The sequence below is a fragment of the Stenotrophomonas sp. AGC87 genome (assembly GCF_057333975.1).
The window spans coordinates 68,926-84,199 of the sequence record NZ_JBHFHW010000038.1; the positions used below are offsets into that span (position 1 = coordinate 68,926).

Annotated in this window: 12 protein-coding genes; 9 read left to right on the top strand and 3 right to left on the bottom strand. The window is 66.1% G+C overall.

Annotation, left to right across the window (positions count from 1 at the left end; genetic code table 11):
- Nucleotides 1-39 precede the first annotated feature (39 nt).
- On the bottom strand, nt 40-447 hold the full coding sequence (locus ACE026_RS15330; RefSeq protein ID WP_486039701.1) for an acyl-CoA thioesterase: 408 nt from the start codon (nt 445-447) through the stop codon (nt 40-42).
- Nucleotides 444-3,419, bottom strand: a complete 2,976-nt coding sequence (gene uvrA, locus ACE026_RS15335) for an excinuclease ABC subunit UvrA (RefSeq protein WP_121043407.1) — start codon at nt 3,417-3,419, stop codon at nt 444-446. Before uvrA ends, ACE026_RS15330 begins: the two co-directional genes overlap by 4 nt.
- 295 nt (nt 3,420-3,714) lie before the next feature.
- Between uvrA and rplU the strand changes: the two genes are divergently transcribed.
- The 3 genes from rplU to obgE all read left to right on the top strand — a co-directional run bounded on the left by rplU (nt 3,715) and on the right by obgE (nt 5,555).
- Nucleotides 3,715-4,032, top strand: a complete 318-nt coding sequence (gene rplU, locus ACE026_RS15340; RefSeq protein WP_019184518.1) for a 50S ribosomal protein L21 — start codon at nt 3,715-3,717, stop codon at nt 4,030-4,032.
- 15 nt (nt 4,033-4,047) lie between these two features.
- Entirely contained in the window at nt 4,048-4,308 is a 261-nt protein-coding gene (rpmA, locus tag ACE026_RS15345) for a 50S ribosomal protein L27 (protein ID WP_019184517.1), read from the top strand.
- 194 nt (nt 4,309-4,502) lie between these two features.
- Entirely contained in the window at nt 4,503-5,555 is a 1,053-nt protein-coding gene (obgE, locus tag ACE026_RS15350) for a GTPase ObgE (RefSeq protein WP_486039702.1), read from the top strand.
- Between the two features lie 199 nt (nt 5,556-5,754).
- On the opposite strand, the gene rpsT is transcribed toward obgE, so the two are convergent.
- A complete protein-coding gene (rpsT, locus tag ACE026_RS15355) occupies nt 5,755-6,024 on the bottom strand; it encodes a 30S ribosomal protein S20 (RefSeq protein ID WP_019184515.1) in 270 nt (89 codons plus the stop codon).
- 116 nt (nt 6,025-6,140) lie between these two features.
- On the opposite strand from rpsT, the gene murJ reads away from it, so the two are divergent.
- From murJ to ACE026_RS15385, 6 genes are all read left to right on the top strand, one after another.
- Nucleotides 6,141-7,745, top strand: a complete 1,605-nt coding sequence (gene murJ, locus ACE026_RS15360; protein WP_486039794.1) for a murein biosynthesis integral membrane protein MurJ — start codon at nt 6,141-6,143, stop codon at nt 7,743-7,745.
- A gap of 75 nt (nt 7,746-7,820) precedes the next feature.
- Nucleotides 7,821-8,768, top strand: coding sequence for a bifunctional riboflavin kinase/FAD synthetase (locus ACE026_RS15365; protein ID WP_486039703.1), 948 nt, complete (start codon nt 7,821-7,823; stop codon nt 8,766-8,768).
- Nucleotides 8,765-11,596, top strand: a complete 2,832-nt coding sequence (ileS, locus tag ACE026_RS15370; RefSeq protein ID WP_486039704.1) for an isoleucine--tRNA ligase — start codon at nt 8,765-8,767, stop codon at nt 11,594-11,596. Before ACE026_RS15365 ends, ileS begins: the two co-directional genes overlap by 4 nt.
- Nucleotides 11,596-12,102, top strand: coding sequence for a signal peptidase II (gene lspA / locus ACE026_RS15375; RefSeq protein ID WP_088432140.1), 507 nt, complete (start codon nt 11,596-11,598; stop codon nt 12,100-12,102). Before ileS ends, lspA begins: the two co-directional genes overlap by 1 nt.
- 53 nt (nt 12,103-12,155) lie before the next feature.
- A complete protein-coding gene (gene ispH, locus ACE026_RS15380; protein ID WP_455948230.1) occupies nt 12,156-13,106 on the top strand; it encodes a 4-hydroxy-3-methylbut-2-enyl diphosphate reductase in 951 nt (316 codons plus the stop codon).
- 220 nt (nt 13,107-13,326) lie between these two features.
- Complete coding sequence (locus tag ACE026_RS15385) at nt 13,327-15,207, top strand: M61 family metallopeptidase (protein ID WP_486039705.1); 1,881 nt, start codon at nt 13,327-13,329, stop codon at nt 15,205-15,207.
- The last annotated feature ends 67 nt before the right edge of the window (nt 15,208-15,274 follow it).

Below are 15,274 nucleotides of genomic sequence, written 5' to 3' on the forward strand. Positions count from 1 at the left end.
GCCCGCCACTACCCTTCAGCTTGACGCGGCAGAACCCGCTCAGCTCGACGCGGTGCGGATCGCCTCGGGCAACGGCGCGCTCTTGCCGGTCTGCGTGTCCATCCAGACCACCACCACGTTGCCATCCGAATACAGCGTGCTGTCGTTCTTCTCGTCCACGATGCGGTGGCCGATGGTCACGCTGCTGTTGCCGAGTCGCTCGACGAACAGCTCCACCACGATGTCGTTGGGCCACACGATGGGCAGGCGATAGTTGACGTTGGTCGCCGCCACTACCGGTGCGATCCGGTCGGTCATCGAAACGCCCTCCACGCCCAGCATCCAGCGCACGCGCGCTTCTTCCAGATAGGAAATGTACTTGGCGTTGTTCACGTGGCCCATGCTGTCCATGTCGCGCCAGCGGACGCTGATCGGCACGCGGGCGAGGATCTTGTGCTCCTTGCTCATGCGGTCTTCTTCTTGGTCTTGCTGGGGGCTTTGGTCGCGGCGGTCTTGCGCACGGCCTTCTTCGGTTCCGGCTTGGCCTTGCGTGGCGGGCGGGCGTCAGGCTTGTTGGCCACGGCCGCCGGCTGTTCCGGGCGCGCGCTGGTGGAGGGCAACATCTTGGCCAGGAACTGGCCGGTGTACGAGGTCGGGCAGGCCGCCACGTCCTCCGGCGTGCCCGTGACCAGGATGGTGCCACCGCGATGGCCGCCTTCCGGACCGAGATCGACGATCCAGTCGGCGGTCTTGATCACGTCCAGGTTGTGCTCGATCACCACCACCGTGTTGCCTTCGTCGCGCAGCTTGTGCAGCACGCCGAGCAGCGCCTCGATGTCGTGGAAATGCAGGCCGGTGGTCGGCTCATCCAGGATGTACAGCGTGCGCCCGGTATCGCGGCGCGACAGTTCCTTGGACAGCTTCACACGCTGCGCTTCACCACCGGACAGCGTGGTCGCGCTCTGGCCCAGCTTGATGTAGCTCAGGCCCACATCGACCAGGGTTTCCAGCTTGCGCGCGATGCTCGGCACCGGCTCGAACAGCTTCAGGGCATCTTCGACGGTCATCTGCAGCACGTCGTTGATGTTGTAACCCTTGTAGAGGATCTCCAGCGTTTCGCGGTTGTAGCGCTTGCCGTGGCAGACATCGCAGGGCACGTACACGTCCGGCAGGAAGTGCATCTCCACCTTGATCAGGCCATCGCCCTGGCACGCTTCGCAGCGGCCGCCGCGCACGTTGAAGCTGAAACGCCCCGGCGAATAACCGCGCGCACGCGCTTCGGGCACCTGCGCATACAGCTCGCGCAGCGGCGTGAACAGACCGGTGTAGGTGGCCGGGTTCGAGCGCGGGGTGCGGCCGATCGGCGACTGGTCGATGTCCACCACCTTGTCGAACAGATCCAGCCCGTCCACTTCCTTGTAGGGGGCGATCGGGTGCGAGGAGCCGTTGATCTCGTTGGCGGCCAGCGAGAACAGGGTGTCGTTGATCAGGGTCGACTTGCCCGAGCCGGACACGCCGGTGATGCAGGTCAGCAGGCCTGACGGAATGTCCAGGTCCACGCCCTTGAGGTTGTTGCCGCTGGCACCGCGCAGGTGCAGGGTCATCTTCGGGTTGGGCTTGTGCCGGCGCGCCGGAATCTCGATGGCGCGCTTGCCCGACAGGTACTGGCCGGTCAGCGAACGCGGGGCATCCAGGATGTCCTGCAGCGTGCCCTGGCCGACGATCTCGCCGCCGTGCACGCCCGCGCCCGGACCGATGTCCAGCACGTAGTCGGCCAGGCGGATCGCGTCTTCGTCATGCTCGACCACGATCACCGTGTTGCCGAGGTCGCGCAGGCGGGTCAGGGTGCCGAGCAGGCGCTCGTTGTCGCGCTGGTGCAGGCCGATCGAGGGCTCATCCAGCACGTACATCACGCCGACCAGGCCGGCACCGATCTGCGAGGCCAGCCGGATGCGCTGGGCTTCGCCACCGGACAGGGTGTCGGCCTTGCGCTCCAGGGTCAGGTAATCCAGGCCAACGTCGACCAGGAAGCCGAGCCGTTCGCCGATCTCCTTGACGATCTTGCCGGCGATCTCGCCGCGCCAGCCGGGCAGGGTCATGCTGCTGAAGAACTTCAGCGCATCGTCGATCGGCATCACCACCAGTTCCGGCAGCGCACGGTCGGCCACGAACACGTTGCGCGCGGCCTTGTTCAGGCGCTGGCCCTGGCACTCGGGGCAGTTGCGCTCGCTGATGTACTTGGCCAGCTCTTCGCGGACGGCCGAGGATTCGGTCTCTTTGTAGCGGCGTTCGAGGTTGGGAATGATGCCCTCGAAGCGATGCTTGCGCTGGGTGCGGCCGCCGGCTTCGGTGAAGTAGGTGAAGGTGATCGTCTCTTCGCCGCTGCCGTACAGCACGGCCTGGCGCACGTCTTCGGGCAGACTCTGCCAAGGGGCGTCGGTGTCGAACTTGTAGTGCTTGGCCAGCGAGGCGATCAGCTGGAAATAGTACGCATTGCGACGGTCCCAGCCGCGCACGGCGCCGGCCGAGAGCGACAGCTCCGGGTGCACCACCACGCGCGAGGGATCGAAGAACTCGGCCATGCCCAGGCCATCGCAGCCCGGGCAGGCGCCGACCGGCGAGTTGAACGAGAACAGGCGCGGTTCCAGCTCCGGCAGCGAGTAATCGCAGACCGGGCAGCTGTACTTGGACGAGAACAGGTGCGCAGGCGCATCCTCCACATCCAGCGACTGCACCGAGACCATGCCGTCGCCCAGCTTCAGCGCGGTTTCAAAGCTCTCGGCCAGGCGCTGCTTGATGTCTTCACGCGGGCGGAAGCGGTCGATCACCGCTTCGATGGTGTGCTTCTGGCGCAGCGCCAGCGGCGGCACCGCATCGATTTCATGCAGCTGGCCGTCCACGCGCACGCGCACATAGCCCTGCGCGCGCAGCTGGTCGAACACCTGGGCGTGCTCGCCCTTGCGCTCGCGGATCACCGGGGCCAGCAGCATGTAGCGCTGTTCGGCATCCAGGGTCAGCACGTGGTCGACCATCTGGCTGACCGTCTGCGCTTCCAGTGGGTAGCCGTGGTCCGGGCAGCGCGGGCTGCCGACGCGGGCGTACAGCAGGCGCAGGTAGTCGTAGATCTCGGTGATCGTGCCGACGGTCGAGCGCGGGTTGTGCGAGGTCGATTTCTGCTCGATCGAGATCGCCGGGGACAGGCCCTCGATGTGGTCCAGGTCCGGCTTTTCCATCACGCTGAGGAACTGGCGGGCATAGGCCGACAGCGACTCCACGTAACGGCGCTGGCCTTCGGCGTAAATGGTGTCGAACGCCAACGAGGACTTGCCCGAGCCGGACAGGCCGGTGATGACAATCAGCTTGTCGCGGGGCAGGTCGAGATCGATGTTCTTGAGATTGTGCGTCCGCGCGCCGCGGATGCGGATGAAATCCATCGCCATGGGGGATCCGTTGTGGGGCTTCGGCTCAGGGAGCCGGCAAGCGGGTGGGGCAATCGGAAACGGCAATCGGTCAGCCTACCGAGCTTGGGATTTGGGGGCAATCGCGGACTTTGCCACCCCCATGTCTCATTCCCTGAGACCCCGCCAGCCGGTTTCCTGAACCGTATTCAGCCAAATCCGGGTCAGAGCAGGGGGTGGGTTGACCCGAAGTGGTTGAAGTCATTAAAATTCCGCTTCTGTCCGCCCTCGATGGCGGCAGTCCATAGACCACAATAACTACAGAGGAAGTCTGGTCATGTACGCAGTACTGGTAACCGGCGGTAAGCAATACCGCGTGGCGCAGGGCGAAACGCTCCGCGTTGAAAAGCTCGAAGTCGAAGTCGGCAACGAGATCAAGTTCGACAACATCCTGATGCTGGGCGACAGCGATGGCATCAAGCTGGGCGACGCGCTGAGCGGCGCTTCGGTCACTGCCAAGGTCGTGTCCCAGGGTCGTGCCGACAAGGTCCGGATCATCAAGTTCCGTCGCCGTAAGCACCACATGAAGCGCCAGGGTCACCGTCAGTACTACACCGAAATCGAGATCACCGGCATTGCCGGTGGCAGCAAGTAATAAGGAGAAGCAGTCATGGCACATAAGAAGGGCGTAGGCTCATCGCGCAACGGTCGCGACTCCAACCCGAAGTACCTCGGCGTCAAGATCTTCGGTGGCCAGGCCATCGATGCCGGCAACATCATCGTGCGTCAGCGCGGCACCCAGTTCCATCCGGGTACCGGCGTTGGCCTCGGCCGTGACCACACCCTGTTCGCGCTCGTCGACGGCAAGGTGGAGTTCTCGGTCAAGGGCCCGAAGAAGCGTCGTACCGTCAGCGTCGTCGCCGAAGCCTGATCTTCAGCGGTACGCAGGCGCCCACGCCACGGCGTGGGGTCGCTGACGAAAGCCCCGCTTCGGCGGGGTTTTTCGTTGGTATCAACTATCGGGCGGGACATTTCCCGCCGCCGGCCCTGGATCGTACCGGGGCCGTTAGACTCTGCGGTGGGGTGCACCTCGCGCCCGCCGCCTCCAGATTGGCATCCAGAATCATGAAACTTGTAGACGAAGCAGAAATCCAGGTGATCGCCGGCAATGGCGGCAACGGCTGCATCGGTTTCCGTCGCGAGAAGTTCATTCCGCTGGGCGGGCCGGACGGTGGCGACGGCGGTAATGGCGGCAGCGTGTGGATCCGCGCCGACGAGAACCTCAACACCCTGGTCGATTTCCGCCATGACCGCATCTTCAAGGCGCAGCGTGGCGAGAACGGCATGGGCCGCCAGGCCTATGGCAAGGGCGGCGAAGACCTGGTCATCACCGTGCCGATCGGCACCGTGATCATGAACGTCAGCACCGATGAAGTGATCGGCGATCTGACCGCTCATGGTGATCGCCTGTTGGGGGCCAAGGGCGGCCGCGGCGGCCTGGGCAACATGCATTTCAAGAGCTCCACCAACCGCTCGCCGCGCCAGGCGCTGCCGGGCGAAGAGGGTGAAGAGCGCCTGATCAAGCTGGAGCTGAAGCTGTTGGCCGACGTGGGCCTGCTGGGCTTCCCGAATGCCGGCAAGAGCACCCTGATCCGCGCCGTGTCGGCTGCGACCCCGAAGGTCGCCGATTACCCGTTCACCACGCTGTACCCCAATCTGGGCGTTGTGCGCGTGGAGAACTACCGCAGCTTCGTGATCGCCGACATTCCCGGCCTGATCGAAGGTGCGGCCGATGGTGCTGGCCTGGGCGCGCAGTTCCTGCGCCACCTGCAGCGCACCCGCCTGCTGCTGCACCTCGTGGATATCTCCCCGATGGAGGGCGGCGTGGAGGGTGTCTCGCCGATCGAGCAGGTCCGTGCGATCGAGCGCGAGCTGGAAAAGCACGACCCGGAGCTGCTGGACAAGCCGCGCTGGCTGGTGCTGAACAAGGCTGACCTGATGTTCGAGGACGAGGCCAAGGCCGCCGCCGAGAAGATCGTAGCCGAGCTGGGCTGGACCCAGCCGTGGTACCTGGTCTCGGCGCTGGGCCGCGAAGGCACCTGGCCGATCATGAACAACGTGATGGCGTTCTTCGATCGCCAGAAGGAAGACGAGGCGCAAGCGCGCGATGCGTACTGAGCGCACCCGCGCGCCCCTGAGAAACCCGGCTCCGGCCGGGGTTTTCTGTGGTGCCAGCCACGCATGGCGTGGCGCTGCCGTCGATCAGGATGGGCGCTCGAGATCGCAGGCAACAAAAACCCCGGCCGGGGCCGGGCTTTTTTCTGCGGCTGGGTCGAAGCCACGCAGCGCGTGGCTCTACGACACCCGCAGCGCCGTATCAGGCGGCCTTGATGGCCTTGATGCGCGCGGTCAGGCGGCTCTTATGGCGAGCAGCCTTGTTCTTGTGGATCAGACCACGCGAGCTGAAACGGTCGAGGATCGGCTGGGCAACAGCAAAGGCTGCCTCGGCGCCGGCGGCGTCGTTGGCATCCAGAGCCTTGATCACCTTCTTGACAGCGGTGCGCAGCATCGAACGCTGAGCCGTATTGCGCGCGTTGCGCACGACGGTCTGCTTGGCGCGCTTCTTGGCGGACTTGATATTGGCCACAGTGGTGGTTTCCTGAAAAATCGGTGTAATGGGAACAGCAAGCTGGAAAGTATGATGGCTCGAAAAATGTACGTCAAGTCAATTGTCAAGAGGGAACACGGGTGAGTTCACCAAGGATGTTGCGGGGCCTGCTGTCTTTCAGCAGCATGACCATGATTTCGCGGGTGTTGGGGCTGGTTCGCGACCTGGTCATCACCACCACGTTCGGCACCAATGCGGTGACCGACGCCTTCTGGGTCGCCTTCCGGGTGCCCAATTTCCTGCGCCGGCTGTTCGCCGAGGGCTCGTTCGCCACCGCGTTCGTCCCGGTGTTCACGGAGGTGAAGGAAACCCGCTCGCATGCCGAACTGCGCGAGCTGATGTCGCGGGTGGCCGGCACGCTGGGCGGGGTGCTGCTGCTCGTCACGGCGCTGGCGCTGATCTTCGCGCCGCAGCTGGCGACCCTGTTCTCCAGCGGGGTCGATACCGACCCGGCCAAGCATGGCCTGCTGGTGGACCTGTTCCGGTTGACCTTCCCGTTCCTGCTGTTCGTCTCCCTGACCGCCTTGGCGGGCGGGGCGCTCAACAGTTTCCAGAAGTTCGCGATGCCGGCGCTGACCCCGGTGATCCTCAACCTGTGCATGATCGCCGGCGCGCTGTGGCTGGCCCCGCGGCTGGGCGGCACCCCGGAGAAGCAGATCCTGGCCCTGGGCTGGGCGGTGCTGGCCGCCGGCCTGCTGCAGCTGCTGTTCCAGCTGCCTTCGCTGAAGGGCATCAACCTGCTGACCCTGCCGCGCTGGGGCTGGCAGCATCCGGGGGTGCGCAAGGTGCTGACCCTGATGGTGCCGACCCTGTTCGGTTCCTCGATCGCGCAGATCAACCTGCTGCTGGATACGGTGATCGCGGCCAAGCTGACCGACGGGTCGCAGTCCTGGCTGTCGCTGGCCGACCGCTTCCTGGAACTGCCGCTGGGCGTGTTCGGGGTGGCGCTGGGCACGGTAATCCTGCCGGCGCTGGCCCGCCACCATGTCAGTACCGACAAGGCCGGTTTCTCCAGTGCGCTGGACTGGGGCCTGCGCACGACGCTGTTGATCGCCATCCCCGCCATGCTGGGCCTGCTGCTGCTGGCCGAGCCGCTGATCGCCACCGTGTTCCAGTACGGCCGCTTCACCGCGTTCGATACCCGCATGACCGCGCTGTCGGTGTACGGCCTGAGCTTCGCTCTGCCGGCCTTCGCGCTGCTCAAGGTGGTGCTGCCGGCCTTCTATGCCCGCCAGGACACCCGCACCCCGGTCCGCGCCGGTGTGGCCGCGCTGGTGGCCAACATGGTGTTCAACTTCATCCTGCTGGCCGTGCTGTACCACGTGATGGTGCCGGAGGCGCTGAAAGCGCAGGGCGTCTGGGTTGCGTTGGGCAAGCAGCCGGGCCTGCATCTCGCGCTGGGTATCGCCAGTGCGCTGTCCAGTTATCTGAACCTTGGCCTGCTCTGGTATTGGCTGGGCAAGACCGATGTGTACCAGCCCAAGGCGGGCTGGGGCGGCTATGCGACCAAGCTGGGGCTGGCCTGCCTGGCCATGGTGGTGGTGCTGCTGGCCCTGCGCTACGGGATGGCGGACTTCACCGGCATGGACAAATGGCACCGGATCGGCAACCTCGCGCTGCTGGTCGGCGGCGGTGGCCTGACCTATCTGGTGGCCCTGGTTGCCCTGGGCTTCCGCCCGCGCCACCTGCGGGAGCATTGATCCGGGGGCAGCCCGGCTATACTTCATGGCTATCTCTTGCAAAGCATCGGCCCTGGTGGGCCGCATTCCACGTAGATGAGCAGGCTGTTTAGAAACGTCGAAGGCGGGCAGTTGTTCCCGCACGGAAGCGTGGTCTGCATCGGCGCATTCGACGGCCTGCACCTGGGTCATCGTGCGTTGGTGCGCCACGCCGTTTCGCGCGCGCGCGCGCTGGGCGTGGCCGCCGTGGCGGTGGCCTTCGAGCCGCTGCCGCGCGAGTACTTCGCCCAGGGCGAGCCGCCGCCGCGGTTGACCCTGGCCCGTGACAAGGTCGCCATGCTGCGCGAGCTCGGCGTGGATGCGGTCGGCCTGCTGCGCTTCGATGCGCGCATGGCCGCGATGCAGGCCGAGGCGTTCGTCGAGCAGTTGCTGGTACACCGCCTGAGCGCGCGTGAAGTGTGGATCGGACCGGAGTTCTGCTTCGGCAACCGCCGCAAGGGCGATCTGGCCCTGCTGCAGGCGATGGGCCGCGAGCGTGGCTTCAGTGCCGGTGAGATCGAGCCGGTCGACCTGCATGGCGAGCGCATCTCCAGCACCCGCATCCGCCAGCTGCTGCGCGTCGGCGATTTCCGTCATGCCGGCGATCTGCTGGGCAGGCCGTATACGATTGGGGGCAGGGTAGTGCGCGGCCGTCAGTTGGGCCGTACGCTGGGCTTCCCGACCGCCAACCTGCGCTTCCCGAAGACGCCGGCGCTGTCGGGGATCTACGCGACCTGGGTCCACGGTGTGTTCGATCAGCCGTGGCCGTCGGTCTCCAGCTTCGGTACGCGTCCCACCGTGGATGGCGTGGAGCCGCTGCTGGAAGCGCACCTGTTTGATTTCCAGGGCGACCTGTACGGCCGCCACATCGATGTCGAGTTCGTCGCCAAGCTGCGCGACGAAGAAAAGTTCCACGATCTGGCTGCGTTGACCGACCAGATGCACCGTGACGCCGAACAGGCCCGTCACATCCTTTCCGAACACAGATTGCGAGCCACTGCGTGAGCCAGGACTACAAAGCCACCCTTCATCTGCCGGCAACCGAATTCCCGATGCGCGGCGACCTGCCCAAGCGCGAGCCGGGCATTCTGTCGCGCTGGGAGGACGAGGGCCTTTACGCCCGCCTGCGCGACAACGCGCAGGGCCGCCCGCTGTTCGTGCTGCACGACGGCCCGCCCTACGCCAATGGCCAGATCCACCTGGGCCACGCGGTCAACAAGATCCTCAAGGACATCATCGTCAAGTCGCGCTACCTGGCCGGCTTCGATGCGCCCTACGTGCCGGGCTGGGATTGCCACGGCCTGCCGATCGAGATCGCGGTCGAGAAGAAGTGGGGCAAGGTCGGCGTCAAGCTCGATGCGGTCGCGTTCCGCCAGAAGTGCCGCGAGTTCGCCGAAGAGCAGATCGAACTGCAGCGCCGCGACTTCAAGCGCCTGGGTGTGATCGGCGATTGGGACAACCCGTACAAGACGCTGAGCTTCGATTTCGAAGCCAACGAGATCCGTGCGCTTTCCAAGGTGTTCGCCAACGGTCACATCGTGCGCGGCGCCAAGCCGGTGCACTGGTGCTTCGACTGTGGCTCGGCGCTGGCCGAGGCCGAGATCGAATACCAGGACAAGACCTCCCCGGCGATCGACGTGGCCTACGTGTCGCGTGATTCGCAGCAGCTGGCCGAGCGCTTCGGCGTGACGCTGCCGGCCGATGTCGAGGTGGCGGTGCCGATCTGGACCACCACCCCGTGGACGCTGCCGGCCTCGCTGGCGGTGTCGCTCGGTGCGGAGATCGAGTACGTGCTGGCCGAAGGCCCGGCCCACAACGGCAAGCGCCGTTGGCTGGTGCTGGCCGCCGCGCTGGCCGAGCGTTCGCTGCAGCGCTACGGCGTGGACGGCCTGGTCGTGCACGGTCATGCCACCGGCGCCGCGCTGGAAAACCTGCTGCTGGCCCATCCGTTCTACCCGCAGCGCGACATCCCGCTGCTCAACGGCGCCCACGTCTCCGATGAAGACGGCACCGGTGCGGTGCATACCGCCCCCGGCCATGGCCAGGAAGACTTCGTGGTCAGCCAGCAGTACGGGCTGATGGACAAGTACAACGCCGGCCAGATCAACCCGGTCGACGGCCGTGGCGTGTACCTGTCCTCGACCCCGCCGGCCGGCGATGTCGAGCTGGCCGGCGTGCACCTGTGGAAGGCGCAGCCGCTGATCGTCGATGTGCTGCGCGCCTCCGGTGCGCTGCTGGCCTTCGTCGAGATCGTGCACAGCTACCCGCATTGCTGGCGCCACAAGACCCCGGTCGTGTTCCGCGCCACCCCGCAGTGGTTCATCTCGATGGACAAGGCCAACCTGCGCCGCGACGCGATGGCCGCGATCGACAACGTTGGCTGGTTCCCGAGCTGGGGCAAGGCGCGCATCGGCTCGATGGTCGATGGCCGCCCGGACTGGTGCATCAGCCGCCAGCGCACCTGGGGCGTGCCGATCGCGCTGTTCACCCACCGCGAAACCGGTGAGCCGCACCCGCGCACCGTCGAATTGATGCAGCAGGTCGCCGACCGCGTGCAGGCCGAAGGCATCGACGTGTGGTACTCGCTGGACAGCGCCGAGCTGCTGGGCGAGGAAGCGCCGCAGTACGAGAAGGTCACCGACATCCTCGATGTCTGGTTCGACTCGGGCGTGACCCATGAAGGCGTGCTGCTGGCGCGTGGCTTCGGCAAGCCGGCCGATCTGTACCTGGAAGGCTCGGACCAGCACCGCGGCTGGTTCCAGTCCTCGCTGCTGACCGGCGTGGCCATCGACAAGCAGGCCCCGTACAAGCAGTGCCTCACCCACGGCTTCACCGTGGATGAGAAGGGCCGCAAGATGTCCAAGTCGCTGGGCAACGGCATCGAGCCGCAGGACATCATGAAGACCCTGGGCGCGGACATCCTGCGCCTGTGGATCGCCTCGGCCGACTACAGCAATGAAATGTCGCTGTCGCAGGAGATCCTCAAGCGCAACGCGGATGCCTACCGGCGCCTGCGCAACACCGCGCGCTTCCTGCTCGGCAACCTGGACGGCTTCGACCCGGCCCAGCATCTGGTGGCCCCGGCCGACATGGTCGCGCTGGACCGCTGGATCGTGCATCGCGCCTTCGAGGTGCAGGAGAAGATCAAGGCCGCATACACCGGCTACAACATGGCCGAGATCGTGCAGCTGCTGCTGAACTTCTGCAGCGTGGATCTGGGCTCGGTGTATCTGGATGTCACCAAGGACCGCCTGTACACCATGCCGGTGGACTCGCGCGGCCGCCGCTCGGCGCAGACCGCGATGTACCACATCGCCGAAGCGTTCACGCGCTGGATCGCGCCGATCCTGAGCTTCACCGCCGATGAGCTGTGGGGGTACCTGCCGGGCGAGCGCAAGGAGAACGTGCTGTTCGCCACGTGGTACGACGGTCTGACTCCGTTGCCGGCCGATGCACCGCTCAACGCGGCCGACTTCGATCAGCTGCTGGCCCTGCGCGAGCAGGTCGCCAAGGTGCTCGAGCCGATGCGCGCCAACGGTGCGATCGGTGCGGCGCTGGAAGCGGAGATCACCGTCGCCGCCGATGCCGAGACCGCCGCGCGCTGGCAGCCGCTGGCCGAGGAGCTGCGCTTCCTGCTGATCAGCGGTGACGTGCAGGTGCGCCCGGCGACCACCGACGAGGTGTTCGTCAGCGCCCAGCCGACCGGCAAGCAGAAGTGCGTGCGCTGCTGGCATTACCGCGCCGATGTCGGCTCGGTGGCGGCGCACCCGGAACTGTGTGGCCGCTGCGTGACCAACATCGACGGTGCCGGCGAAGACCGGCGGTGGTTCTGATGGCCGCCGCCCGTCCGCGTCCGAACGCGCTGATCTGGCTGCTGCTGTCGGCAGCGATCATCATCGCCGACCAGTGGAGCAAGGCCTGGGTGCTGTCCAGCCTGCCCGAGTACGAGCCGGTGGTGGTCATCGAGGGCTTCTGGAACTGGTACCGCACCTACAACACCGGTGCGGCATTCAGCTTCCTGAGCGATGCCGGTGGCTGGCAGCTGTGGTTCTTCACCGCGCTGGCGGTGGGCATCAGCGGCCTGATGGCCTACTGGATGTGGGGCACCGCGCGCGGTGCCTGGCGCAGCGCCGTGCCTTACGCGCTGGTGATCGGCGGGGCGATCGGCAACGTGATCGACCGCCTCATGCACGGTCACGTGGTCGACTTCATCCAGTGGCATATCGGGGACCATTACTGGCCCTCGTTCAACATCGCCGACTCGGCGATCGTGCTGGGCGCGGTGGGTATCGCCCTGTTCGGCCTGTTCGACGGCAAGGCGGCCAAAAAAGCGGGATAATTCCCTCCTGTATCCGTAACAACCCGGCTCACGCCGGCCGGAGTATCTGACCGATGGATGTGTTGCTCGCCAATCCGCGTGGTTTCTGTGCCGGTGTCGATCGTGCGATCGAGATCGTCAAGCGCGCGATCGAGACCCTGGGTGCGCCGATTTACGTGCGCCACGAGGTCGTGCACAACCGGTTCGTGGTGGATGACCTCAAGGCCCGCGGCGCGATCTTCGTCGAAGAACTCGACGAAGTGCCGGACGACAACACGGTGATTTTCAGCGCCCACGGCGTGTCCCAGGCCGTGCGCCAGGAAGCCGACCGCCGTGGCCTGAAGGTGTTCGACGCGACCTGCCCGCTGGTCACCAAGGTGCACCTGGAAGTGGCCCGCCACTGCCGCGCCGGCCGCGACGTGGTGCTGATCGGCCACGCCGGGCACCCGGAAGTGGAAGGCACGATGGGCCAGTGGAGCCGCGAGCGCGGCACCGGCCAGATCTACCTGGTGGAGGATGTGGACGACGTCGCCACGCTGGTCATCGACCAGCCGGAGAACTTCGCCTACACCACCCAGACCACGCTCTCGGTGGATGACACCCGCAGCATCATCGACGCCCTGCGCACCCGCTTCCCGGCGATGCAGGGCCCGAAGAACGACGACATCTGCTACGCCACGCAGAACCGCCAGGACGCCGTGCGTGACCTGGCCAAGCGTTGTGATCTGGTGCTGGTGGTCGGTTCGCCGAACAGCTCCAACTCCAACCGCCTGAGTGAACTGGCGCGCCGTGATGGCGTGGAGTCCTACCTGATCGACGGTGCCGACGAGATCGATCCGGCGTGGGTGGCCGGCAAGAAGCACATCGGCCTGACCGCGGGCGCCTCGGCACCGCAGGTGCTGGTGGATGGTGTGATCGCCCGCCTGAAGGAACTCGGTGCCACCGGCGTCGGCGAACTGGAGGGCGAGCCGGAATCGATGGTGTTCGCGTTGCCGAAGGAACTGCGCCTGCGGTTGGTCGACTGACCGCGCAGCATTCCGCCACGCATGCCATGGCGCTGCCCCGGTAGTGCCGGCCGCTGGCCGGCAGCGCACCCCGGTTGGCCCTGATCCCGACCGGCAGACAGAACGTCACTGCGCGCCGCTGTGCCAATCATGGCCACAACGCGACGCATGACCTTTGGCCATAGGGCAGGGCGCAGGCGGAGGGCTAGGATCAAGAGCTTCCCCCGCTGGAGCCTGCCTGATGAAGATGCGTGCCATTGCCCTGTCCATGTTGCTGGCCGTGTCCGCCACCGGCGTACAGGCGCAGACACCGCCGCCGCAGGACGTGGCCTTCCCGGGCCTGCTGCGCATCGACGTGGACGCGCGCGACATCGGGCGACGCATCTTCAAGGTCAAGGCCACGGTACCCGCCAAGCCCGGGCCGCTTACCCTGCTGTACCCGCAGTGGCTGCCCGGGGCGCATTCACCGAGCGGCCCGATCGACAAGCTCGCTGGTCTGGTCGTCACCGCCAACGGCACGCCGCTGCAGTGGACGCGCGATCCGTACGACGTCTATGCCTTCACCGTGCAGGTGCCGCAGGGCGCCAACGAAGTGGTGGCCGAGTTCAAGTTCCTCTCTTCGCAGGGCGCCCAGGGTCGCGTGGTGATGACCCCGGACATGCTCAACCTGCAGTGGAATGCCAATTCGCTGTACCCGGCCGGGGTGATCACCCGCAACATCCAGGCGCAGGCCACCGTCACGCTGCCGCCGGGCTGGTCGTATGCCACCGCGCTGGATACCGAGCGCCGCGAGGGTGACACGGTGGTGTTCAAGCCGATCAGCTACGACCACCTGGTCGACTCGCCGCTGTTCGCCGGCCGCCACTTCCAGCGCTTCGATCTGGACCCCGGTGCGAAGGTGCCGGTGCACCTGAATGTCTTCGCCGATGAGGCCAAATCGCTGGCCGCCAAGCCAGAGCAGATCCAAGCGCACCGCGCGCTGGTGCAGCAGATGTACAAGCTCTACGGCGCACGCCACTTCGACCGCTACGAGTTCCTGCTGGCGTTGACCGACAAGCTCGGCGGCATCGGCCTGGAGCACCAGCGCTCCAGCGAGAACAGCGGCGACACCGGCTACTTCACCGAGTGGGACAAGACCTGGCTGGGCCGTGATCTGCTGCCGCATGAGTTCAACCACTCCTGGAACGGCAAGTACCGTCGTGGCGCCGATCTGACCACGGCCAACTTCAACGTGCCGATGGGCGACAGCCTGCTGTGGCTGTACGAAGGCCAGACCCAGTTCTGGGGCCAGGTGCTGGCCGCGCGCTCCGGGCTGTGGAGCCCGCAGCAGACCCGCGACGTGCTGGCCAATGTGGCGGGCACTTACGATCGCGGTCGCCCCGGCCTGGCCTGGCGCAACCTGCAGGACACCACCAACGACCCGACCATCGCCCAGCGCCGCGCGCTGGCGTTCCGCAACTATCAGATGAGCGAGGACTACTACTCCGGCGGCCAGATGGTGTGGCTGGAGGTGGAGGGCAAGCTGCGCGCGCTGACCGGCAACAAGCGCGGCCTGGATGATTTCGCCAAGGCGTTCTTCGGCATGAACGACGGCGACTGGAACGTCCATCCGTACACCTTCGACGAGGTGGTGAGCACGCTCAATGGCGTGGCGCCGTTCGACTGGGCCAGCTTCCTGCGCGAGCGCCTGGACGGGCACGGGCCGCTGACCGGCGGTCTGGAAGCGGCCGGCTGGAAACTGGTCTACACCGATACGCCGAACGAAGCATTCAAGGCGCAGGAGACGCGCGGCAAGAACAGCAACCTGCTGTACTCCATCGGCCTGTCCGTCAGCGAGTCCGGCTACATCGGCGACGTGCTGTGGGACAGCCCGGCCTTCAATGCCGGCCTGATTCCCGGCATGAGCGTGGTCGCGCTCAATGGCCGCGTGTTCAAGGCCGAGCAGTTGAAGGAGGCGATCACCGCGGCCAAGACCGACAAAGCGCCGCTGACGCTGCTGGTGAAGAGCTTCGATCGCATCGATACGGTGACGCTGGATTACCACGATGGGCTGAAGTATCCGTCGCTGGAGCGGATCGCGGGCAAGCCGGATCGGTTGGCGGAGTTGTGGAAGGCGCGGTGATGCCGTGTCCTCGCCCGAGGCGGCGACGATTCATGGTGGATGCGTTATCAAACACGTTGGACTGGAT

Coding starts and splice junctions, on each gene's coding strand:
- uvrA (WP_121043407.1), bottom strand. CDS start 3,419: ATGGCGATGGATTTCATCCGCATCCGCGGCGCGCGGACGCACAATCTC.
- rpmA (WP_019184517.1), top strand. CDS start 4,048: ATGGCACATAAGAAGGGCGTAGGCTCATCGCGCAACGGTCGCGACTCC.
- rplU (WP_019184518.1), top strand. CDS start 3,715: ATGTACGCAGTACTGGTAACCGGCGGTAAGCAATACCGCGTGGCGCAG.
- lspA (WP_088432140.1), top strand. CDS start 11,596: ATGGCCGCCGCCCGTCCGCGTCCGAACGCGCTGATCTGGCTGCTGCTG.
- murJ (WP_486039794.1), top strand. CDS start 6,141: ATGTTGCGGGGCCTGCTGTCTTTCAGCAGCATGACCATGATTTCGCGG.
- ispH (WP_455948230.1), top strand. CDS start 12,156: ATGGATGTGTTGCTCGCCAATCCGCGTGGTTTCTGTGCCGGTGTCGAT.
- ACE026_RS15365 (WP_486039703.1), top strand. CDS start 7,821: ATGAGCAGGCTGTTTAGAAACGTCGAAGGCGGGCAGTTGTTCCCGCAC.
- obgE (WP_486039702.1), top strand. CDS start 4,503: ATGAAACTTGTAGACGAAGCAGAAATCCAGGTGATCGCCGGCAATGGC.
- ACE026_RS15330 (WP_486039701.1), bottom strand. CDS start 447: ATGAGCAAGGAGCACAAGATCCTCGCCCGCGTGCCGATCAGCGTCCGC.
- ACE026_RS15385 (WP_486039705.1), top strand. CDS start 13,327: ATGAAGATGCGTGCCATTGCCCTGTCCATGTTGCTGGCCGTGTCCGCC.